General features: G+C 42.8%; 15 protein-coding genes and 1 tRNA gene. 10 read left to right on the top strand and 6 right to left on the bottom strand.

Features of this window, described 5'->3' with window-relative positions; genetic code table 11:
- Positions 1-203 precede the first annotated feature (203 nt).
- On the top strand, positions 204-1397 hold the full coding sequence (locus PN447_RS02535) for a Coenzyme F420 hydrogenase/dehydrogenase, beta subunit C-terminal domain (protein WP_271760556.1): 1194 nt from the start codon (positions 204-206) through the stop codon (positions 1395-1397).
- Positions 1398-1409: 12 nt separating this feature from the next.
- On the opposite strand, the gene PN447_RS02530 is transcribed toward PN447_RS02535, so the two are convergent.
- Complete coding sequence (locus tag PN447_RS02530) at positions 1410-2642, bottom strand: methionine gamma-lyase family protein (protein ID WP_271760560.1); 1233 nt, start codon at positions 2640-2642, stop codon at positions 1410-1412.
- Between the two features lie 87 nt (positions 2643-2729).
- Between PN447_RS02530 and PN447_RS02525 the strand changes: the two genes are divergently transcribed.
- From PN447_RS02525 to PN447_RS02510, 4 genes are all read left to right on the top strand, one after another.
- On the top strand, positions 2730-3548 hold the full coding sequence (locus PN447_RS02525; RefSeq protein WP_271760553.1) for an acyl-CoA desaturase: 819 nt from the start codon (positions 2730-2732) through the stop codon (positions 3546-3548).
- 213 nt (positions 3549-3761) lie between these two features.
- A complete protein-coding gene (locus tag PN447_RS02520) occupies positions 3762-4820 on the top strand; it encodes a fatty acid desaturase (protein ID WP_271760551.1) in 1059 nt (352 codons plus the stop codon).
- 195 nt (positions 4821-5015) lie between these two features.
- Positions 5016-6086 carry a fatty acid desaturase gene (locus PN447_RS02515; RefSeq protein ID WP_271760549.1) on the top strand — a complete coding sequence of 357 codons (1071 nt, stop codon included), beginning with the start codon at positions 5016-5018 and terminating at the stop codon, positions 6084-6086.
- Between the two features lie 130 nt (positions 6087-6216).
- Positions 6217-7305 carry a fatty acid desaturase family protein gene (locus tag PN447_RS02510; protein ID WP_271760547.1) on the top strand — a complete coding sequence of 363 codons (1089 nt, stop codon included), beginning with the start codon at positions 6217-6219 and terminating at the stop codon, positions 7303-7305.
- 467 nt (positions 7306-7772) lie between these two features.
- On the opposite strand, the gene PN447_RS02505 is transcribed toward PN447_RS02510, so the two are convergent.
- From PN447_RS02505 to psbZ, 5 genes are all read right to left on the bottom strand, one after another.
- Positions 7773-9038, bottom strand: a complete 1266-nt coding sequence (locus tag PN447_RS02505) for a glutamate-5-semialdehyde dehydrogenase (RefSeq protein WP_271760545.1) — start codon at positions 9036-9038, stop codon at positions 7773-7775.
- 4 nt (positions 9039-9042) lie between these two features.
- On the bottom strand, positions 9043-9450 hold the full coding sequence (locus PN447_RS02500) for a hypothetical protein (RefSeq protein ID WP_271733214.1): 408 nt from the start codon (positions 9448-9450) through the stop codon (positions 9043-9045).
- Between the two features lie 242 nt (positions 9451-9692).
- A tRNA-Gly gene (locus PN447_RS02495) sits at positions 9693-9764 on the bottom strand.
- A 135-nt stretch (positions 9765-9899) separates the two neighbouring features.
- A complete protein-coding gene (gene ribH, locus PN447_RS02490; protein ID WP_271760542.1) occupies positions 9900-10478 on the bottom strand; it encodes a 6,7-dimethyl-8-ribityllumazine synthase in 579 nt (192 codons plus the stop codon).
- A 168-nt stretch (positions 10479-10646) separates the two neighbouring features.
- On the bottom strand, positions 10647-10835 hold the full coding sequence (psbZ, locus tag PN447_RS02485; protein WP_271733212.1) for a photosystem II reaction center protein PsbZ: 189 nt from the start codon (positions 10833-10835) through the stop codon (positions 10647-10649).
- Positions 10836-11039: 204 nt separating this feature from the next.
- Between psbZ and PN447_RS02480 the strand changes: the two genes are divergently transcribed.
- The 5 genes from PN447_RS02480 to PN447_RS02460 all read left to right on the top strand — a co-directional run bounded on the left by PN447_RS02480 (position 11040) and on the right by PN447_RS02460 (position 17511).
- Positions 11040-13736, top strand: a complete 2697-nt coding sequence (locus PN447_RS02480) for a CBS domain-containing protein (RefSeq protein ID WP_271760558.1) — start codon at positions 11040-11042, stop codon at positions 13734-13736.
- Positions 13737-13830: 94 nt separating this feature from the next.
- Entirely contained in the window at positions 13831-14151 is a 321-nt protein-coding gene (locus PN447_RS02475) for a DUF6825 family protein (protein ID WP_271760540.1), read from the top strand.
- Between the two features lie 108 nt (positions 14152-14259).
- Positions 14260-15945, top strand: a complete 1686-nt coding sequence (locus tag PN447_RS02470; RefSeq protein ID WP_271760539.1) for an ABC1 kinase family protein — start codon at positions 14260-14262, stop codon at positions 15943-15945.
- A 15-nt stretch (positions 15946-15960) separates the two neighbouring features.
- Complete coding sequence (locus PN447_RS02465) at positions 15961-16686, top strand: Stp1/IreP family PP2C-type Ser/Thr phosphatase (protein WP_271760537.1); 726 nt, start codon at positions 15961-15963, stop codon at positions 16684-16686.
- A gap of 627 nt (positions 16687-17313) precedes the next feature.
- Positions 17314-17511, top strand: coding sequence for an NblA/ycf18 family protein (locus PN447_RS02460; protein ID WP_271760535.1), 198 nt, complete (start codon positions 17314-17316; stop codon positions 17509-17511).
- Positions 17512-17758: the final 247 nt, after the last annotated feature.

The raw sequence follows: 17758 nt of genomic DNA, 5'->3' as shown, positions 1-17758 counted from the left end.
CGCGAAAACCAAGCAATGATAGCGGTAGTCTTTCTTGTAAATCTTAAGAGAAATATCGCGTCTGGCTAAGGCGTGCAAGTCTACTAAGGGATAACCGCTCCCATGCTCCCGTTGAAGTAGAAAGTAAAGTCTAGCTTTGTTTAGGTTTTATATAGCAGGTATGGTAATAAAAGCGATTCCTGGATAAAACAAAAAAAATTTATATGACCTCAGTTTCTCCCCATAAAAAAGCCAAAGCCCTGAAACCGACCAGCCGCCGCCCCGCCAAAGAATTGTGTAGCGAGTGCGGACTATGTGATACATATTATATTCATTATGTCAAGGAAGCCTGCGCTTTTATTAATCAACAGATAGAGGGACTTGAAGAACAAACCCATAAGCGATCGCGCGACCTAGATAACGAAACCGAACTCTACTTTGGCGTTCATCAAGACATGATCGCAGCGCAAAAACAGCAGCCCATAGAAGGCGCACAATGGACGGGTATTGTGAGTAGCATTGCCATTGAAATGCTCAATCGCGGCTTAGTAGAGGGCGTTATCTGTGTGCAAAACACCAAAGAAGACCGCTTTCAACCCATGCCCATCATCGCCCGTACCCCAGAAGAAATACTGGCAGCCAGGGTAAATAAACCCACATTATCCCCCAACCTTTCGGTTTTAGAACAAATAGAAAAATCGGGGCTGAAAAAGTTATTAGTAATTGGTGTAGGTTGCCAAATTCAAGCCCTCAGAGCCGTAGAAAAACAACTAGGGTTAGAAAAACTGTATGTTTTAGGTACACCCTGCGTAGATAACGTTACCCGCGCCGGACTACAAAAATTCCTAGAAACTACCAGCCGTTCACCAGAGACAGTGGTACATTATGAATTCATGCAAGACTTCCGCATTCACTTCAAACATGAAGACGGATCCATCGAGAAAGTACCATTTTTTGGCTTAAAAACCAATCAACTCAAAGATGTCTTTGCCCCCTCCTGCATGACCTGCTTTGACTACGTTAACTCCCTAGCAGACCTAGTGGTAGGTTACATGGGCGCACCCTTTGGCTGGCAGTGGATTGTCGTTAGAAATGATACAGGTAAACAAATGCTTGACTTAGTGCAAGACCAATTAAACACCCAGCCAGTCACATCCCAAGGGAACCGAAAAGAAGCAGTACAACAAAGTATTCCCGCCTACGACAAAGGGGTAACACTACCCATGTGGGCGGCAAAACTCATGGGTGTGGTAATAGAAAAAATCGGACCCAAGGGTTTAGAGTATGCGCGTTTTTCCATTGATTCCCATTTTACGCGGAATTATTTGTATGTAAGGCGCAATTATCCAGAGAAGTTAGAGGCTCATGTGCCGGAGTTTGCGAAGAGGATTGTAGGACAGTATAAGTTACCAGAGTAAATCTCACTCAACCTATGTAGCCATTCCCACCGCTTCTATCGCCGCCTCTAATGCGATCGCCACATGGGTCCAGTGAGTCCCCCCCTGGCAATAAACCACATAAGGCTCACGCAAAGGACCATCGGCAGAAAATTCTAAAGTGCTTCCCTCAATAAACGTCCCCCCAGCCATGACTACTTGGCTCTCGTAGCCCGGCATATCATCGGGAATGGGGTCGAGATAGGAACCTACGGGTGAATGCTGTTGTATGGCTTTACAGAAGGCAATTAGTTTGGCAGCAGAGCCGAGTTTAATGGCTTGAATGACATCGCCACGGGGTGCTAGGGGTGCAGGATTGACTGGATAACCTAATCTATCGAATACATAACCAGTTAGGTGAGTTCCTTTCATAGCTTCCCCTACCATCTGGGGAGCTAAAAATAAGCCCTGGAATAACAGGCGATTTTGGTCGAAGGTAGCACCACCATAACTACCAATCCCAGGAGCTGTGAGACGACAAGCGGCTGCTTCTACTAGGTCAGCACGACCAGCAATATAACCCCCTGCTGTGACGATTGTCCCCCCAGGATTTTTAATCAATGACCCGGCGATTAAATCGGCACCAACATCTGTGGGTTCTCTGGTTTCAATAAATTCCCCGTAACAGTTATCTACAAAACAAACGGTGTTGGGGTTTTGCTGTTTCACTAGGTAAACGATTTTTTCTATGTCGCTAATTGATAAACTCGGCCGCCAGGAATACCCGCAAGAACGCTGAATCAACACTAACCGGGTGTTCTCAGCAATGCTACTACTTAGGGTTTGCCAATCTATAGTTCCTTGGGGGGTTAGCTCCAATTGGCGGTAATTTATGCCAAACTCAAGAAGGGAACCTTGGCCTTTACCTCGTAAACCAATGACTTCTTCAAGCGTATCGTAGGGAGAACCAGCTACTGCTAACATCTCATCTCCAGGACGGAGCACACCAAATAAGGCGCAGGCGATCGCATGAGTTCCAGAAACAAACTGTACTCGCACCGCCGCCGCTTCAGCACCCATGACTTCGGCAAACACTTGATCTAAAGTGTCTCTTCCTAAATCATCGTGGCCATAACCACTGACACCAGCAAAATGGTGTGCCCCAACACGGTGATGACGAAAGGCATCCAGGACTCTTTTCAGATTATGCTTGACCTGATCGTCAATTCCAGAAAAAATCTCTAACAGTGCCTGTTCTGCTTGCCGCAGCTGTTCCACGCTGTTCATTAGTTCCTCTTTCACAAAAAATTAGTTAGATATGCGGATTTTCCAATCACGCAGATTAGGCTAGACAATTTCAACTCGGGTTATTGCATGACAATTGCTACTTCAACTAAACCTCAAATTAACTGGGTGAATACCCTCTTTTTCATTGCTCTGCACATCGGCGCTTTATTTGCTTTGATTCCTAGTAACTTTAGCTGGAATGCCGTTGGTGTGGCTTTATTACTTTACTGGATAACCGGTGGATTGGGTATTACTCTAGGTTTTCACCGTCTGGTAACTCACCGCAGTTTTCAAACTCCCAAATGGCTGGAATATTTCTTGGTGTTTTGTGGGACATTGGCCTGTCAAGGAGGTCCAATTGAATGGGTAGGTACACATCGCATTCATCATTTACATTCTGATACCGACACAGACCCCCATGATTCCAATAAAGGCTTCTGGTGGAGTCATATGGGTTGGTTAATTTATCACTCTCCTTCTCATGCTGACGTTCCTCGTTTCACCAAAGATATTGCCGAAGACTCAGTTTATCAGTTTTTACAGAAATATTTTATTTTGATTCAGGTGGCACTGGGTTTATTACTCATGTATCTGGGTGGCTGGCCTTTTGTGGTCTGGGGTATCTTTGTTCGCATTGTCTGGGTGTACCATTGCACCTGGTTGGTGAACAGCGCTACTCACAAATTTGGTTATCGTAGTCATGATTCTGGCGATCGCTCCACTAACTGCTGGTGGGTGGCTGTGCTAGTATTCGGTGAAGGCTGGCATAATAACCACCATGCCTATCAATACTCTGCTCGTCACGGGCTGGAATGGTGGGAAATCGATTTAACTTGGATGACTATTCAATTACTGCAATTACTCGGTCTAGCTACGAATGTCAAGTTGGCAGGCAAAAGGCAGTAATTTCCGGGTGATTGGTTAATAGTGGGTCAAAGGTAATTTCCCTGAAAAACTAATAACCATTCACCACCGGGAAAATTATCTTCTATAGCTAATAAAAATAGTGCGCTTGTGTAGCTGAGATTGCTATAATCCAAGACGCTAATGTTAAGAAACTTTACGTCCATCCACCTTTTTGGTGAATTGGTAGGGAAGTCTGTTGTTTTCCAGGTATTCATGACTACATCAATAATCAACAGCCAAAAACTAGGTGACCACCTTGGGGAACCCAAGCTGAAGCTACAAGATATTATCAAAAGCTTACCCAGGGAATGTTTTGAGAAAAACACCCTGAAGGCTTGGACACAAGTACTCATCAGTGTTTCTATGGTGGCCTTGGGCTACTATCTGCTCACCATCAGTCCTTGGTTTCTCTTACCCCTAGCTTGGATTTTTACCGGTACTGCTTTAACAGGTTTTTTTGTCATCGGCCATGATTGTGGTCACAGGTCTTTTGCTAAAAGTATGTGGGTAAATGATTTAGTGGGGCATTTATTTATGATGCCGTTAATTTACCCCTTCCACAGCTGGCGAATTAAGCATAATCATCACCACGCTCATACCAACAAGTTGGATGAGGATAATGCTTGGCATCCCATTAGAACACATGTGTTTACCAATTGGTCACCCTTAAAGCAATTTGCCTTTGAAAGGTTTATGCGTCAGCGTCTGTGGTGGGTAGGTTCCATTGGACATTGGGCAGTGGTACATTTTGATTGGCGGAAATTCAAAACCAAAGACCAATCAAGTGTTAAGCTTTCTGTGGTTGTAGTAGTTGTGTTTGCCGCCATTGTTTTTCCTCTTTTGATTGCTACAACTGGTATTTGGGGATTTGTCAAATTTTGGCTACTACCCTGGATGGTTTACCATTTTTGGATGAGTACCTTCACAATTGTTCATCACACCGCCCCAGATGTTTCTTTTGAAACAGCTAACAAGTGGAATGAGGCTTTAGCACAACTATTTGGTACCATTCATTGTGATTATCCCCGCTGGGTAGAAATCCTCTGCCATGATATCAATGTCCACGTTCCCCATCACATTTCTACTGCTATCCCTGCTTATAATTTGCGTCTAGCCTATAGCAGCATTAAGGAAAATTGGCAGCCTTATCTACATGATGAATGTCAGTTTTCTTGGTCTTTAATGAAGCAAATCACAGACCAATGTCAACTGTACCAAACTGATATTGGCTATCAGACCTTCAATGAGTATTACGCAGGAAAACAACAATAAATACCACCCGGCATAAATTGCATTCTCAATACTTGCAACAGTGCTGATTATCCTGTAAATTAAATAGGCTCTGGTAATTCTTAATCTACTTTTAAGCTGAGTTGAATTACCAGAGATTACCTTATAGGGTATTAGTGAAAGCTAATCCCAAAAATATGTCAAAAAAGTCTGATTTTTATCCCACAAAAGAATCAAGTGCCATCAAATACTATCGCTTTCAATAATTCTGATGACTGTAAATTGTCTGAGGAAAAAACCCAACTTCCCTTTACTATTCAGGATTTGAAAGCTGCTATACCGGCTGAATGTTTTCAGCCAAATGTAACTAAATCCCTATTTTACTTTTTTCGTGACATCTTGATTATTAGCCTACTTTATGCAGTGGCTTATTATCTAGATTCTTGGTATTTTTGGCCAGTTTTCTGGCTCATGCAAGGAACAATGTTTTGGGCTTTGTTTGTAGTTGGACATGACTGCGGACACCAATCTTTTTCTAAGCAAAAATGGCTCAATGATTTGATTGGACACTTATCCCACACACCAATACTAGTCCCTTATCATGGTTGGAGAATTAGCCACAGAACTCACCACAAAAATACTGGCAGTATCGATAATGATGAAAGCTGGTATCCTGTGACCGAATCCCAGTACAAGGAAATGCCACTATTGCAAAAGATAGGACGATATTATGTCTTTCTTTTGGCTTATCCGGTGTATTTATTTCAGCGTTCTCCAGGTAAGGAAGGTTCTCACTTTTCACCTAGCAGTCCCCTGTTTAAGCCATCGGAAAAATCCGATGTGTTGACTAGTACTATACTGTGGATTGGTATGGTAGGTTTACTAGGTTTCTTCACCTATCAATGGGGTTGGATGTGGCTGCTAAAATACTACGCTATGCCCTACATTGTGTTTGTGATTTGGTTAGATTTGGTAACATTTCTACATCATACTGAGCCAGATATTCCTTGGTACCGTGGGGAAAATTGGACTTTTCTCAAAGGCGCGATTTCTAGTATTGACCGTGATTACGGTTGGGTAAATCACATTCATCATGATATTGGTACTCATGTTGCTCACCACATATTCCTTAACATTCCCCATTACAATTTGTTGAAGGCGACTGAGGCGATTAAACCAGTGATGGGTGAATATTTCCGCAAGTCAGAGGAACCTATTTGGAAATCTCTATGGCGTTCTGCTGTTAGCTGTAAATTTGTACCGGATACAGGTAGCAAGGTTTACTATACTTCTAAGAGTCAAAACTAGGCTAATATCATTCACAGCCATACCAAGAAAGTCCGCTTTGGCGGGCTTTTTTGATCTCACACACCCGGTGGATAGGAGAATCTCAGGAGAATCAAGTTCTCCCACAATACAATCCAGTGCAAGGACATATATGACACAAACACAACCAAAAGTAACTTTTACCAAAAACTACGGTTTTAGAAAAGAACTCAATCGGCGGGTTGATGCTTATTTTCAGTCGCAGAATATTTCTACTAGAGATAATCCTGCAATGTACATTAAAACAGCAGTCCTTTTTTCCTGGGTAATCTCTGCTTGGGTATTTACTCTCTTCGGACCACCACAAATATGGATAAAACTCATCAGCTGTATTTTCTTAGGATTGGGAATTGCTGGTGTTGCTTTTAATGTAGGACATGATGCAAATCACGGTGCTTACTCTCGCAAAAAAATTGTCAATAATATCTTGGGTATCACTTATGATATCATTGGTTTATCTAGTTATTTGTGGAAGTTTAGACATAATTTTCTCCACCATAAATACACCAATTTATTAGGGCATGATGTAGAAATACATGGTGGTGGATTAGTGAGGATGACTGTCTATGTTGAGCATAAATGGTATCACTCGTTTCAACATATATTCATTTGGTTGATATATACTATCATACCCTTTTATTGGTCTATACATGATATTGGTTTCATTACGGTTAACCGGAAATATCACACCTATGATATTCCTAAGCTTAAACCAATAGACCTGTTGATTTTTGTAAGTGGGAAATTTATTTGGCTAGGGCTGTTTTTGGGAATACCAATTACTATCGGATATACACCTATTCAGGCGCTTATAGGATTTTGTATTACTTATATGACCTATGGCTTGGTGAGTATTACAATTTTCATGCTGGCTCATGTTATGGAAGCAGCAGACTTTATTGAGTCCAGTGGTGATTTAAAGATTGAGGATGAATGGGCAATATTTCAAACAAGAACTACCGTTGATTTCGCTCCCAATAATCAATTTTTAACCTGGTATCTTGGTGGTCTTAACTATCAAGTTGTTCATCATTTATTTCCGAATATTTGCCATATTCATTATCCTCAAATATCTAAAATATTAGCTGATGTTTGTCAAGATTTTGGCGTTAAATACAATGTTTGCCCAAATTTTAGTGCCGCATTGGCTTCTAATTATCGCTGGTTAAAACTCATGGGAACTGCACCTCATCTAGACTAAGTTCATACAATCTTGACAAAACTTAAGAAGATGTTTTAAAAATCAAAGTTAGTCAATAATCAAGCCAGTCGTCTGAGTATGATGGGAATCATGGCGATACTGTTCCCATCTTAGGTTGCTAGGGTATACTTTATTCGTTTACTCACAAGGTGCTGATATCTACAAATCTCAGCTTATACCTTGTGAGCTTTCTTCCCAGCCCTCCCCCCCCTTTTAAAACATCCTCTTAAATCTTGTAGCCAATTGGCCTCCAGACATCTGTTAGGGCAAATGGGATGTAGCCCAGAGTCAGCAGACTATATAAAGACACTGATATAATAACCATATGCGTGTTTTATGGGGACAATACTTGTGACAAGTCTGTCAAGCATCTCCGACATCACCCCTGAAGTCCAAAATAGTGCTCTTAGAAAAATTGATAACCTTGACAAACAATTGCAGCATCATTTTGACTTCCCTGTTCACGTCTAAAACCTCCCATTACCCTGAATAATATGTTTAGCAGTAGTTAAAGTTTCTAGGCTAACAAACCCCCTGCGGTGTCCTTTTTGGTTAGACATACCCAGAAATACTGAATCTCCACGGGAAGGGTTACGAGAAAACCGGGGGGAAGTGTTGATGTAGGTGGAGGCGCTATTCACCCCCAAAGCAAACTGGCGACTTTCTTGATAGGATTCCGTGGCAATACAGTCAGCGTGTCCGCTACTATATTGATTAATCCAAGCGATCGCATCTTCTAAAGTATCTACCAGTTTAAATGATACGGTTTTTGTTAAATAAGCGCTACCCCATTCACCTGCTTTGACCGGTTGTAGGTGGGGAAACTCTGCTACCAGTTCTTCATCTCCTTTAATTTGAAAGCCTTTTTCTTGCAAGCTGTTCCACAGAACTGCTAAAGATGATGGCAAAGCCTGGCGATGAATTAATACTTTTTCTATGGCGTTTACTGGGTCTGGTTCGCTTTCGTGGCTATCTATAATCATCCAGCGTACCATCTCTAAGCTGCTATTCACAGACCAGTAAAGGTAACAGTTACCCATTGCTGACTTTAACACTGGACAAGTTGACTGCCGCATTACCTGCTGGACTAAGCTAAAACGTCCGTAGGGTATGACTAAGTTCACATATTTGTCTTGGGTGACTAAATCTCGCATGGAAGCACCGTGTTCTGCCTTAATCAGTTCCACACAACCAGAGGGTAAACCAACTTCCTCAATGGCGCTTTGCAAGACATTGGCTATGGCCTGGTTGGAATGACTCGCCTCTGTACTGCCTTTGAGTATAATACTATTACCAGTTTTGATACATAAACCGGCGGCGATCGCCCCTAAATCAGGAAAAGCCTCATAAATAAATCCTATCACTCCCAAAGGCATTAACTGAGTGTAACTTTGAGAATCTTCTAGTTGATAGTTAGCAGTTCTGACTCGCCGTAAGGGGTCGGAAATTTCTCCTAACCTTTGCAGAATTTCTACTGCTGCTTCTAACCTAGTGGGAGTCAGCTTTAGCCAATCTAAAATCAACTCTGGTACAGCCATTTCTTTGCTGGCTTCTAAATCCAAAGTGTTGGCTTCTAAAATGTCGTCAAAGGAATTTGCTAGTGCCTGAGCCATTGCCAACACAGCCCGACTGCGGTCTAATCCCTTGGTATACCCTAAGTTAAGGGAAGCTTGATAAGCGCGTTTAGCGCTATTAATAGGTTCAGGGTAATCATCCAAAACTTCAACAGTCATTGAATTAACGTCTGTAAGTAAGCCAGACCATCAGTGCTGGCAGAATAGCCAACAGTACAGCTACTATTGCCCAAGCAATAATTCTAGAACTATTTGCCAATTGCAGTGCTAATGGTAACCATATAATCACTAGCACGAAAATAATCCCTAATGCTATAGGTAGATAGCTTTGTCTCATCTGAGTAGGCACAACACGCCAACTATTTCCCGTCCAGTACCAGGCTCGCTGGTAAGGATAGCTAGTTGGAAGTTGTTCTAAGATATGTCCATTATCTTGCACTACAAAGATTTGTTGACAGCGATCGCAACCAAATGCTTCTGTAAGTGTAATTGGAACTAACTGTCCTTTGCGACGGCAGGGACAGATATATTCCCCATTCAAGTCAATTTTTTCGGGTTTTTGAGATGGCACAAGCGTTCTAATAACTTGAGCGTGTGTTTCTTGTTGTGAAGAGAATACCTTCCCTGAATAGTTTGGGGTTTGGTTCCCCTATATAAATGCCCAGCAGATTGTATATCATGCTGCCATTCCAGTAGCGAGACCAGATCATGTGTAGTACACCCATAAAATACAAGTTGACTACACCCCAAACTCTCTAACTTAATGTAAATGCTCTTAGTATATATATTAACTTAGAGTTTTTACTTTTTACAAGCGGGTAACGCGATTCGAACGCGCGACATTCACCTTGGCAAGGTGACGCTCTACCACTGAGCTATACCCGCAATCTCCATACTTTATTTATCATCTCAGATATATTTTTATTTGTCAACCCCCAATTTTGACATCTGATAAATTTTTGTTTTGCCAGTTTTACCTCTCCTGGACAAGGAGAGGAGCGGAGGCACTCAGAACCAGTCTCAGCCTACTTCTTTTGACTCTGCGGCTAAACTGCCCAAACTTGGACTAGAAAAAGATCCTGGTAAAGACTGGCCATTCTGGGGGGATAACTCTGTGAGACTAGACCGCAATTGTCGCATCAGGCTAGCCATTTCCAGAGCGTTCATGGCATAATCCCAACCATGATTGCCTTTAATACCCGCCCGCTCTAAAGCTTGCTGCATGGTATCCACCGTCAAAATGCCAAAAATTACCGGCACACCAGTTTGGAAGCTAGCGGCTGCAATCCCCTTAGAAACTTCAGCAGATACATAATCAAAATGAGGCGTTTGTCCCCTAATGACAGCACCTAGACAAATTACCGCATCATAACGATGGGAAAGTGCGAGTTGGCGTGCTACCAGAGGTACTTCAAAACTTCCCGGAACCCAAACATAGTCCACCTGGGTACCATAGGGATCTGGGTCTACACCGTGGCGTTTCAAGCAATCTTGACAACCCTCTAGCAGCTTCCCGGTAACAAGGTCGTTGAATCGAGCCACAACCACTGCTAAATGTAACGGTTCGGCTGGAGCAAAAGTTCCCTCAAAAACTGCCATGACTGCCTCTTAATCAACTATACTCTGGCCAATATACATTTCTTCCTTCAATGCTGAAGAGCAGGAGAGCACAGTTATGTAAATAGAACAAGATAACAGGAAAATCTTGTTCTTGGCTCTTCTGCTCCGGCGCTATGCTATTTTGGCGAAATAGACCTCAGCGATCGCTTAAACTACAAAAAAGTTTAATATACCCACTAAAATCACCAAAGCAAACCAGACTCCTGAACCAACCCAGAGCAGTTTTTTTGATTCTACCCAACTTTGCGGAGTAGCATAGGCCACAGGAACGCCAATTACTAACACAAAAGATGTGAGAACTAAAGATATCAGAGCGAATTGAAATATTATAGTCATTTTTGCTTCTCCCAAAACAGCGGAATACTAAAGATACAATATCCTAAAGGGTGACCCAACAGTTTTTACTTATATGTTAAGCTAGCAGAAATTGCGTCACCATACTCATGAGGAACTAAATTCTAGTTGGTCTTGATCAATCCCTCACCACCAAAGAATATTTCCCACACAGGACTAATGAGTCATGACTAATGGCTAATGAATATGGACTTAATTCTTTGTCACACCACGGCTGATTTTGATGCCTTGGCCGCAGCGGTTGGTTTGAGCTGTTTATTGCCTGGGAGTAAGATTGTACTTAGCGGCGGCGCACATCCCCCCGTGAGAGATTTTTTAGCATTGCACCGGGATGAGTATCCCATCATGGAGAGACGTTCAGTCATTCCCGAAAAAATTCGTTCTTTGAGAGTCGTTGATACACAACATCGCGATCGACTGGGTAAAGCCGCCGAATGGTTAGAATTATCCAACATAGAAGAAATCATAGTTTATGATCATCACCTCAGTCAACAGCTAACTATTCCGGCCACAGAATCCCACATTGAACCAGTGGGAGCCTGTACCACCTATATTGTGGAAGAGTTGCAAAAACAAGAAATTGCCCTCACACCAGTTCAAGCCACAGTCATGGCCTTAGGTATTCATGTAGATACCGGCTCATTAACATTTGAAAGTGCCACACCCAGAGATGCTTTAGCCTTAGCTTGGTTAATGCAACAAGGAGCCAGAGCATCAGTAATTTCAACTTATCTTGATCCCGGGTTATCGCCTCAACTACAACAGCTATTAACTGAAGCCCTGGAAAACTTAGAGTATTTTGATTTGCTAGGATATACAATCGCCTGGGTGACCATAAAAACAGATAATTTTGTACCAGGACTATCAAGTTTAGCTTCAGAGCTTGTAGAATTAACCGAAATAGATGCCTTACTACTGGCAAACGAATATACCCACAAAGAAGGCGACTTGCGTTTAACAATCATTGGTAGGTCGCAAATTCCCGGTGTAAATCTCAATCTCCTATTTCACATATTCGGCGGTGGTGGACATTCTCAAGCCGCATCCCTAAGTCTGCGCCAAGGAAATACACAAGAAATATTACAACAACTCCTAGAAGGCATCAAAACCTCAATTCCCCATCCTCCCACAGCCAGAGACTTGATGTCTTCACCAGTCCGGACAATTCGACCGGAAACCACAATTTCCCAAGCACAAAGAATTTTATTACGTTATGGACATTCTGGTTTATCTGTAGTTGATACCCAAGGAAAACTTGTGGGAATTATCTCACGACGGGATATAGATATTGCCCTACACCACGGATTTAGTCATGCACCAGTCAAAGGCTACATGACAACTAAAGTTAAAAGCATCACACCAGACACCATCCTGCCAGAAATTCAAGCCCAAATGGTAACTTATGATATTGGACGCTTACCAGTATTAGAAAATGGGCAATTAGTGGGAATTGTCACCCGTACCAACGTACTGAGGGAATTACATCAAGCCGAAGCGGAAAATAAATTCCCCATTACCAATTCCAAATTCAAAACTAACTTGAATACAGAATTACAAAATCGCCTAGCGCCGCGGCTGTGGGAATTACTCACCGTAGCATCCCAAGCGGCGGAAAAACGGGGTTGGCATCTTTACTTAGTAGGTGGTGCGGTGCGAGACTTACTGTTAGCAGAATCAGCCGCAGGGACATTAATGATTTCAGATATAGACCTTGTAGTTGATGGCTTTCACCAAGCAGCAGATGTTGGCGCTGGTGTAGAACTAGCCAAAGCACTGCAGAAAATCTATTCCGGGGCGCGGCTAGAAATTCATGGTGCCTTTCAAACTGCGGCTTTATTATGGCACAAAGACCCAGAACTAGACTCATTGTGGATGGACATCGCCACGGCTAGAACAGAATTTTATCCTTACCCAGCTGCAAATCCGGAAGTTGAAGCTAGTTCCATTCGTCAAGACTTGTATCGCCGTGACTTTACCATTAACGCCCTGGCTGTGCGCTTGACATCCCCTCGTCCTGGGGAATTACTGGATTTCTGCGGTGGTTTGATAGATTTACAAGCCAAGCAAATTAGGGTATTACACCCCAACAGCTTTATTGAAGACCCTACGCGCATTTATCGCGGTGTACGGTTTGCTGTCCGCTTTGGATTTGAAATAGAAGCCCAAACAAAAGACTTTATCAAGTATGCCATTAACAGTGGGGTTTACGATCGCACAGCCCAAACCAACATCAAAACCCCGTCCCTACAGACTCGACTCAAAGCCGAGTTAAAATATATTCTCCAAGCCCCCTATGGTAAATCAGCCTTACAACTACTCAATGAGTTAGGGGCGTTGCAATGTATCCATCCGACCCTGAAATTAGATAAATCACTTGTGCAGCAATTGCGATTGTTAGAAGCCTGTTTAAGACGATTTGACCCGCAAAACCACCTCATCCCCTGGGAGATGCGCCTAGAAGCCCTAATTGCCCATTTAGAACCACAATACCGAGTCAAGGTAGCCACAAATCTGCACTTACCAGAAGATGGTATTCAACGCTTGCAAAACTTAGCTACAGCCCAAACACAGGTGATGGAATTATTGCCAACTTGTCAGCGTCCCAGTCAAATAGTGCAGTTGCTGCGACCGTATGATTTACCCATGCTGATTTTAACCGCTTTGCAAACAGACCGAACCCTCAGACGGCAGATATGGGGTTATTTGGAAGTTTTAGTGAACGTGCAGCCTCTACTCAATGGTAATGATTTAAAGAAATTAGGCTACAAACCCGGGCCGCAATATCGGCAAATATTAGATGATTTACTTGCTGCTACTGTAGATGGACTGATCAAAGACACAGCCGAGGCAGAAAATTTTTTAGCCCAGCATTATCCTCAATAAATGTCTTGATTTTCAAATTTCTCACTATTTAACAGAAGCACTAAAGCAAAGAGGCAAGTTATAATTTTCTTGCGGAGCAACGTAACAAAAATTTATGAATAACCCTCTTGTACAAGCCTTTTTTGTAGGCAGAGCTGTAGCAGAAGTAATTAATGAGCGCCTAGAAGTGGCTATAACCGACGCTTTGAGCGATTTGGGCAAATTCGATGCCGAAGCCAGAGAGCAAATGCGCCAGTTCACAGAAGAAGTCCTAGAACGGGCAAATCGGGCAGCTGAAGCCGCTGGTCACAGCACCCCAGGTTCTGGGTCTTCTGGTGTTGATGCTGTGGATGTCCAAGCCACCATTGACGAGCTCAGGGCAGAAATTGCCCTCTTGCGTAATGAATTACAGCGTTATCGCAGTAGTTCTGTATAAATTTCCTCATTAGTCATGATTACATGACACTGGCTCGTCAATATTTCAGGATTCAGTGTGTCTTTTCATTCAGGTGATTTGGTTAACAACCAACGGTACACAAAAAATATGGAAACAGGTTATTCAGATCAGGCATACCGTTGGAATCGGGAAAATTACTCTAGTAGACGGCGCTTTGTAGACATTTGGTCTTTTGTCTTGACCTTAATGTTCAAACTTTGGCGGTACAACAAATCTTGGAGTTACCCCGGCGGTATCACTGAGGACAAGCAAGCTGCTAGACGCAAAGCCCAAGCAGTCTGGATTCGTAATACCCTGTTGGACTTAGGTCCAACTTTTATTAAAGTCGGGCAGTTATTTTCTACCCGTGCTGATATATTCCCCGGCGAATATGTAGAAGAGTTGGCTAAGTTACAGGACAAAGTGCCAGCATTTAGTTATGAGCAAGTAGAAACCAGTATTGAGCAAGAATTAGGTAAGAAAATTCCGGAATTATTCCTGGATTTTGAACCTATTCCCCTGGCGGCTGCTAGTTTGGGCCAAGTACACAAAGCTGTACTGCACAACGGGGATGTGGTGGTGGTGAAAGTACAGCGTCCTGGACTGAAGAAGCTATTTGAAATCGATTTACAAATTCTCAAGGGTATTACCCGCTACTTTCAAAACCACCCCAAATGGGGACGGGGACGAGACTGGCTAGGGATTTACGATGAGTGCTGTCGTATTCTTTGGGAAGAAATTGATTATCTCAATGAGGGTCGCAATGCTGATACTTTTCGTCGCAACTTTCGCGGCTATGAATGGGTAAAAGTCCCTAGAGTGTATTGGCGTTATGCTTCACCGAGAGTGTTGACCTTAGAATATGTCCCAGGGATTAAAATTAGCCAATATGAGGCTTTAGAAGCTGCGGGTTTAGATCGCAAGGTGCTAGCACGTCAGGGCGCTCAAGCTTACTTGTTACAATTGCTCAATAATGGCTTTTTCCATGCCGATCCTCACCCGGGTAATATTGCGGTGAGTCCTAATGGGGATTTAATTTTCTACGACTTCGGCATGATGGGGCAAATTAAGTCTAATGTGCGTGAAGGATTGATGGAAACGCTGTTTGGAATCGCTCAAAAAGATGGCGATCGCGTGGTTCAATCTCTGATAAATTTAGGAGCGATCGCACCTACAGATGACATGGGGCCAGTACGGCGTTCTGTCCAATATATGTTGGACAACTTCATGGACCAACCCTTTGAAAATCAATCAGTGTCGGCCATCAGTGACGACCTGTATGAAATAGCCTATAATCAGCCATTTAGATTTCCCGCCACCTTCACTTTTGTCATGCGAGCCTTTTCTACTCTGGAGGGGGTAGGTAAAGGCTTAGATCCAGAGTTTAACTTTATGGAAGTTGCCCAACCATATGCCATGCAACTAATAACAAATATGAATGGTTCTGATAATAACAGCTTTATCAATGAGTTAAGTCGGCAAGCAGTGCAAGTTAGTAGCACTGCATTGGGGTTACCCCGGAGATTAGAAGATACATTGGAAAAATTAGAACGCGGGGATATGCGCGTGCGTGTGCGTTCTATAGAAACGGAGCGTTTACTCCGAAGACAGAGTAATATTCAACTAGGCACAACCTACGCCCTAATTATCAGTGGATTCACTCTTTCGGCTACAATTTTATTAGTTAATCGTTATGTATGGCCGGCGGTGCTAGCTGGTTTGATTGCAGCCGCAGTCTCAGTTATAATGATTCGCTTGCTTTCACGCCTCGACCGTTATGACCGGACATATTAATTGTGCTCAAAAATTATGAAACTTAACTTCACGGGTTCTAGCGATCCGGGACTTGTTCGTTCTAGTAACCAAGATGCTTTCTATATCGACCCTGATGGGCGTTTTTTTATTGTTGCTGATGGTATGGGGGGACACGCTGGGGGTGAGGAAGCCAGTCGCATCGCCACCGAGGAAATAACAGGGTTTTTACTGTCCCAATGGAATAGCGATGAACCCACTTCCAAATTGTTAGAAAATGCCCTATGGCAAGCAAATAAAGCAATTTTAGAGGATCAGCAACAGCATCCTCAACGCTCTGATATGGGTACTACTGCTGTGGTGGTGATTTTTCGCCCATCAGATTCCCCTTGGTGCGGTCACGTTGGTGATTCCAGGTTATACCGGTTTCGGGAGTCCCAATTACAACAGGTGACAGAAGACCATACATGGGTTGCTCGGGCTATTAAGTTCGGTGACATTACTGAAGAGGAAGCCCGAAGTCACCCCTACCGCCATGTATTATCTCGTTGTTTGGGCAGAAAAGACCTGCATCAAGTTGATGTCCAACCCCTAGATGTTCAATTGGGCGATCGCCTGTTAATATGTAGCGATGGACTCACTGAAGAACTGAATAATCAGCAAATTGCGGATCACCTCCGCCACTCTCCCGAACTAAAAACAGCTTCTCATGGGCTAATTACAGCCGCCAAACACCAGGGTGGACATGATAACATCACAGTAGTCATGGTGTCTGTAGAATAGTCAAGATTGGCAATTTTGGATTTTCCTCACCCCAAATGACTGAAAATCCTCAATTGCTGTTCCGGCTTCTCCACACAAATTTTAGAGTACGCTAAACAAGACGCAACTGTATTACTATTTTTCCGGGTTTTTTCACTACTTTCCCATAAATTTGTTCATTCTGAGCATTTTTATGCTTGACAAATTGATAAAAATATTTTTAACCTCCCAATCTACCTCTTGGGGGTTGTTATTAAACCAGGTTAATTTACTTGTTGCACATAATCATATATGGCGAATATAATTCACAGTTAATAACTTAAGGTTTCCTACTCCTCTGTCAGCAGATCCCCACAGGATATGCGACAATGAGTACACTGTCAACCAATGTATGCCAGATGCTACCTCAAAAGCCATTATCTGCCCCAGTTGCCTTGGGTATACCTAGGTTATACATCCCCTAGCCTAAATAAATGCAAGATATCAAAATACAAACCCCACCCATAAGGATGTGGGCAATTCTGCAAACAATTGTTATCTTTCTTAATATACAGGTACAAATGTGTAATCACTACTGAATTTTAATTATACATTTGCTAATTCTGTAATTGAGATCAATTTTACCCGTTCTCTTTCTCGGAGTTTAATATGAACCAACCCATTGAACTATCTTTGGAACAGCAATTCAGCATCCGCTCTTTTGCTACCCAAGTACACCACATGAGTCCTGACCAAGCCAAAGACTTTTTGGTTAAGCTTTATGAGCAGATGATGGTCAGGGAAGCAACTTACCAAGAGTTGCTCAAGCATCAGTGGGGCTTAGATTCAGGTTCCACTATGGCATAGAGTAGTTAATGTTTGTGTCCCAGTGGACGACCTCCTTCTCTTGCTCAGTTCCACGAAGGAAAGGATCTGGGGATGATGGGGCGTCAACTTAAACAAAGTACCTTATACTGCTATATAAAACCTAGACAAAGCTAGACTTTACTTTCTACTTCAACGGGAGCATGGGAGCGGTTATCCCTTAGTAGACTTGCACGCCTTAGCCAGACGCGATATTTCTCTTAAGATTTACAAGAAAGACTACCGCTAT

This window comes from Anabaena sp. CS-542/02 (genome assembly GCF_028331085.1).
Classification (GTDB): Bacteria; Cyanobacteriota; Cyanobacteriia; order Cyanobacteriales; family Nostocaceae; genus Anabaenopsis; species Anabaenopsis arnoldii.
This window is presented reverse-complemented; position numbering and strand designations above follow the sequence as displayed.

Excerpts from the sequence above, each read along its gene's own strand:
- PN447_RS02535 (WP_271760556.1), top strand. The coding sequence starts at position 204 with ATGACCTCAGTTTCTCCCCATAAAAAAGCCAAAGCCCTGAAACCGACC.
- PN447_RS02510 (WP_271760547.1), top strand. The coding sequence starts at position 6,217 with ATGACACAAACACAACCAAAAGTAACTTTTACCAAAAACTACGGTTTT.
- PN447_RS02505 (WP_271760545.1), bottom strand. The coding sequence starts at position 9,038 with ATGACTGTTGAAGTTTTGGATGATTACCCTGAACCTATTAATAGCGCT.
- psbZ (WP_271733212.1), bottom strand. The coding sequence starts at position 10,835 with ATGACTATAATATTTCAATTCGCTCTGATATCTTTAGTTCTCACATCT.
- PN447_RS02480 (WP_271760558.1), top strand. The coding sequence starts at position 11,040 with ATGGACTTAATTCTTTGTCACACCACGGCTGATTTTGATGCCTTGGCC.
- PN447_RS02470 (WP_271760539.1), top strand. The coding sequence starts at position 14,260 with ATGGAAACAGGTTATTCAGATCAGGCATACCGTTGGAATCGGGAAAAT.
- PN447_RS02520 (WP_271760551.1), top strand. The coding sequence starts at position 3,762 with ATGACTACATCAATAATCAACAGCCAAAAACTAGGTGACCACCTTGGG.
- PN447_RS02530 (WP_271760560.1), bottom strand. The coding sequence starts at position 2,642 with ATGAACAGCGTGGAACAGCTGCGGCAAGCAGAACAGGCACTGTTAGAG.
- PN447_RS02465 (WP_271760537.1), top strand. The coding sequence starts at position 15,961 with ATGAAACTTAACTTCACGGGTTCTAGCGATCCGGGACTTGTTCGTTCT.
- ribH (WP_271760542.1), bottom strand. The coding sequence starts at position 10,478 with ATGGCAGTTTTTGAGGGAACTTTTGCTCCAGCCGAACCGTTACATTTA.
- PN447_RS02460 (WP_271760535.1), top strand. The coding sequence starts at position 17,314 with ATGAACCAACCCATTGAACTATCTTTGGAACAGCAATTCAGCATCCGC.
- PN447_RS02525 (WP_271760553.1), top strand. The coding sequence starts at position 2,730 with ATGACAATTGCTACTTCAACTAAACCTCAAATTAACTGGGTGAATACC.
- PN447_RS02475 (WP_271760540.1), top strand. The coding sequence starts at position 13,831 with ATGAATAACCCTCTTGTACAAGCCTTTTTTGTAGGCAGAGCTGTAGCA.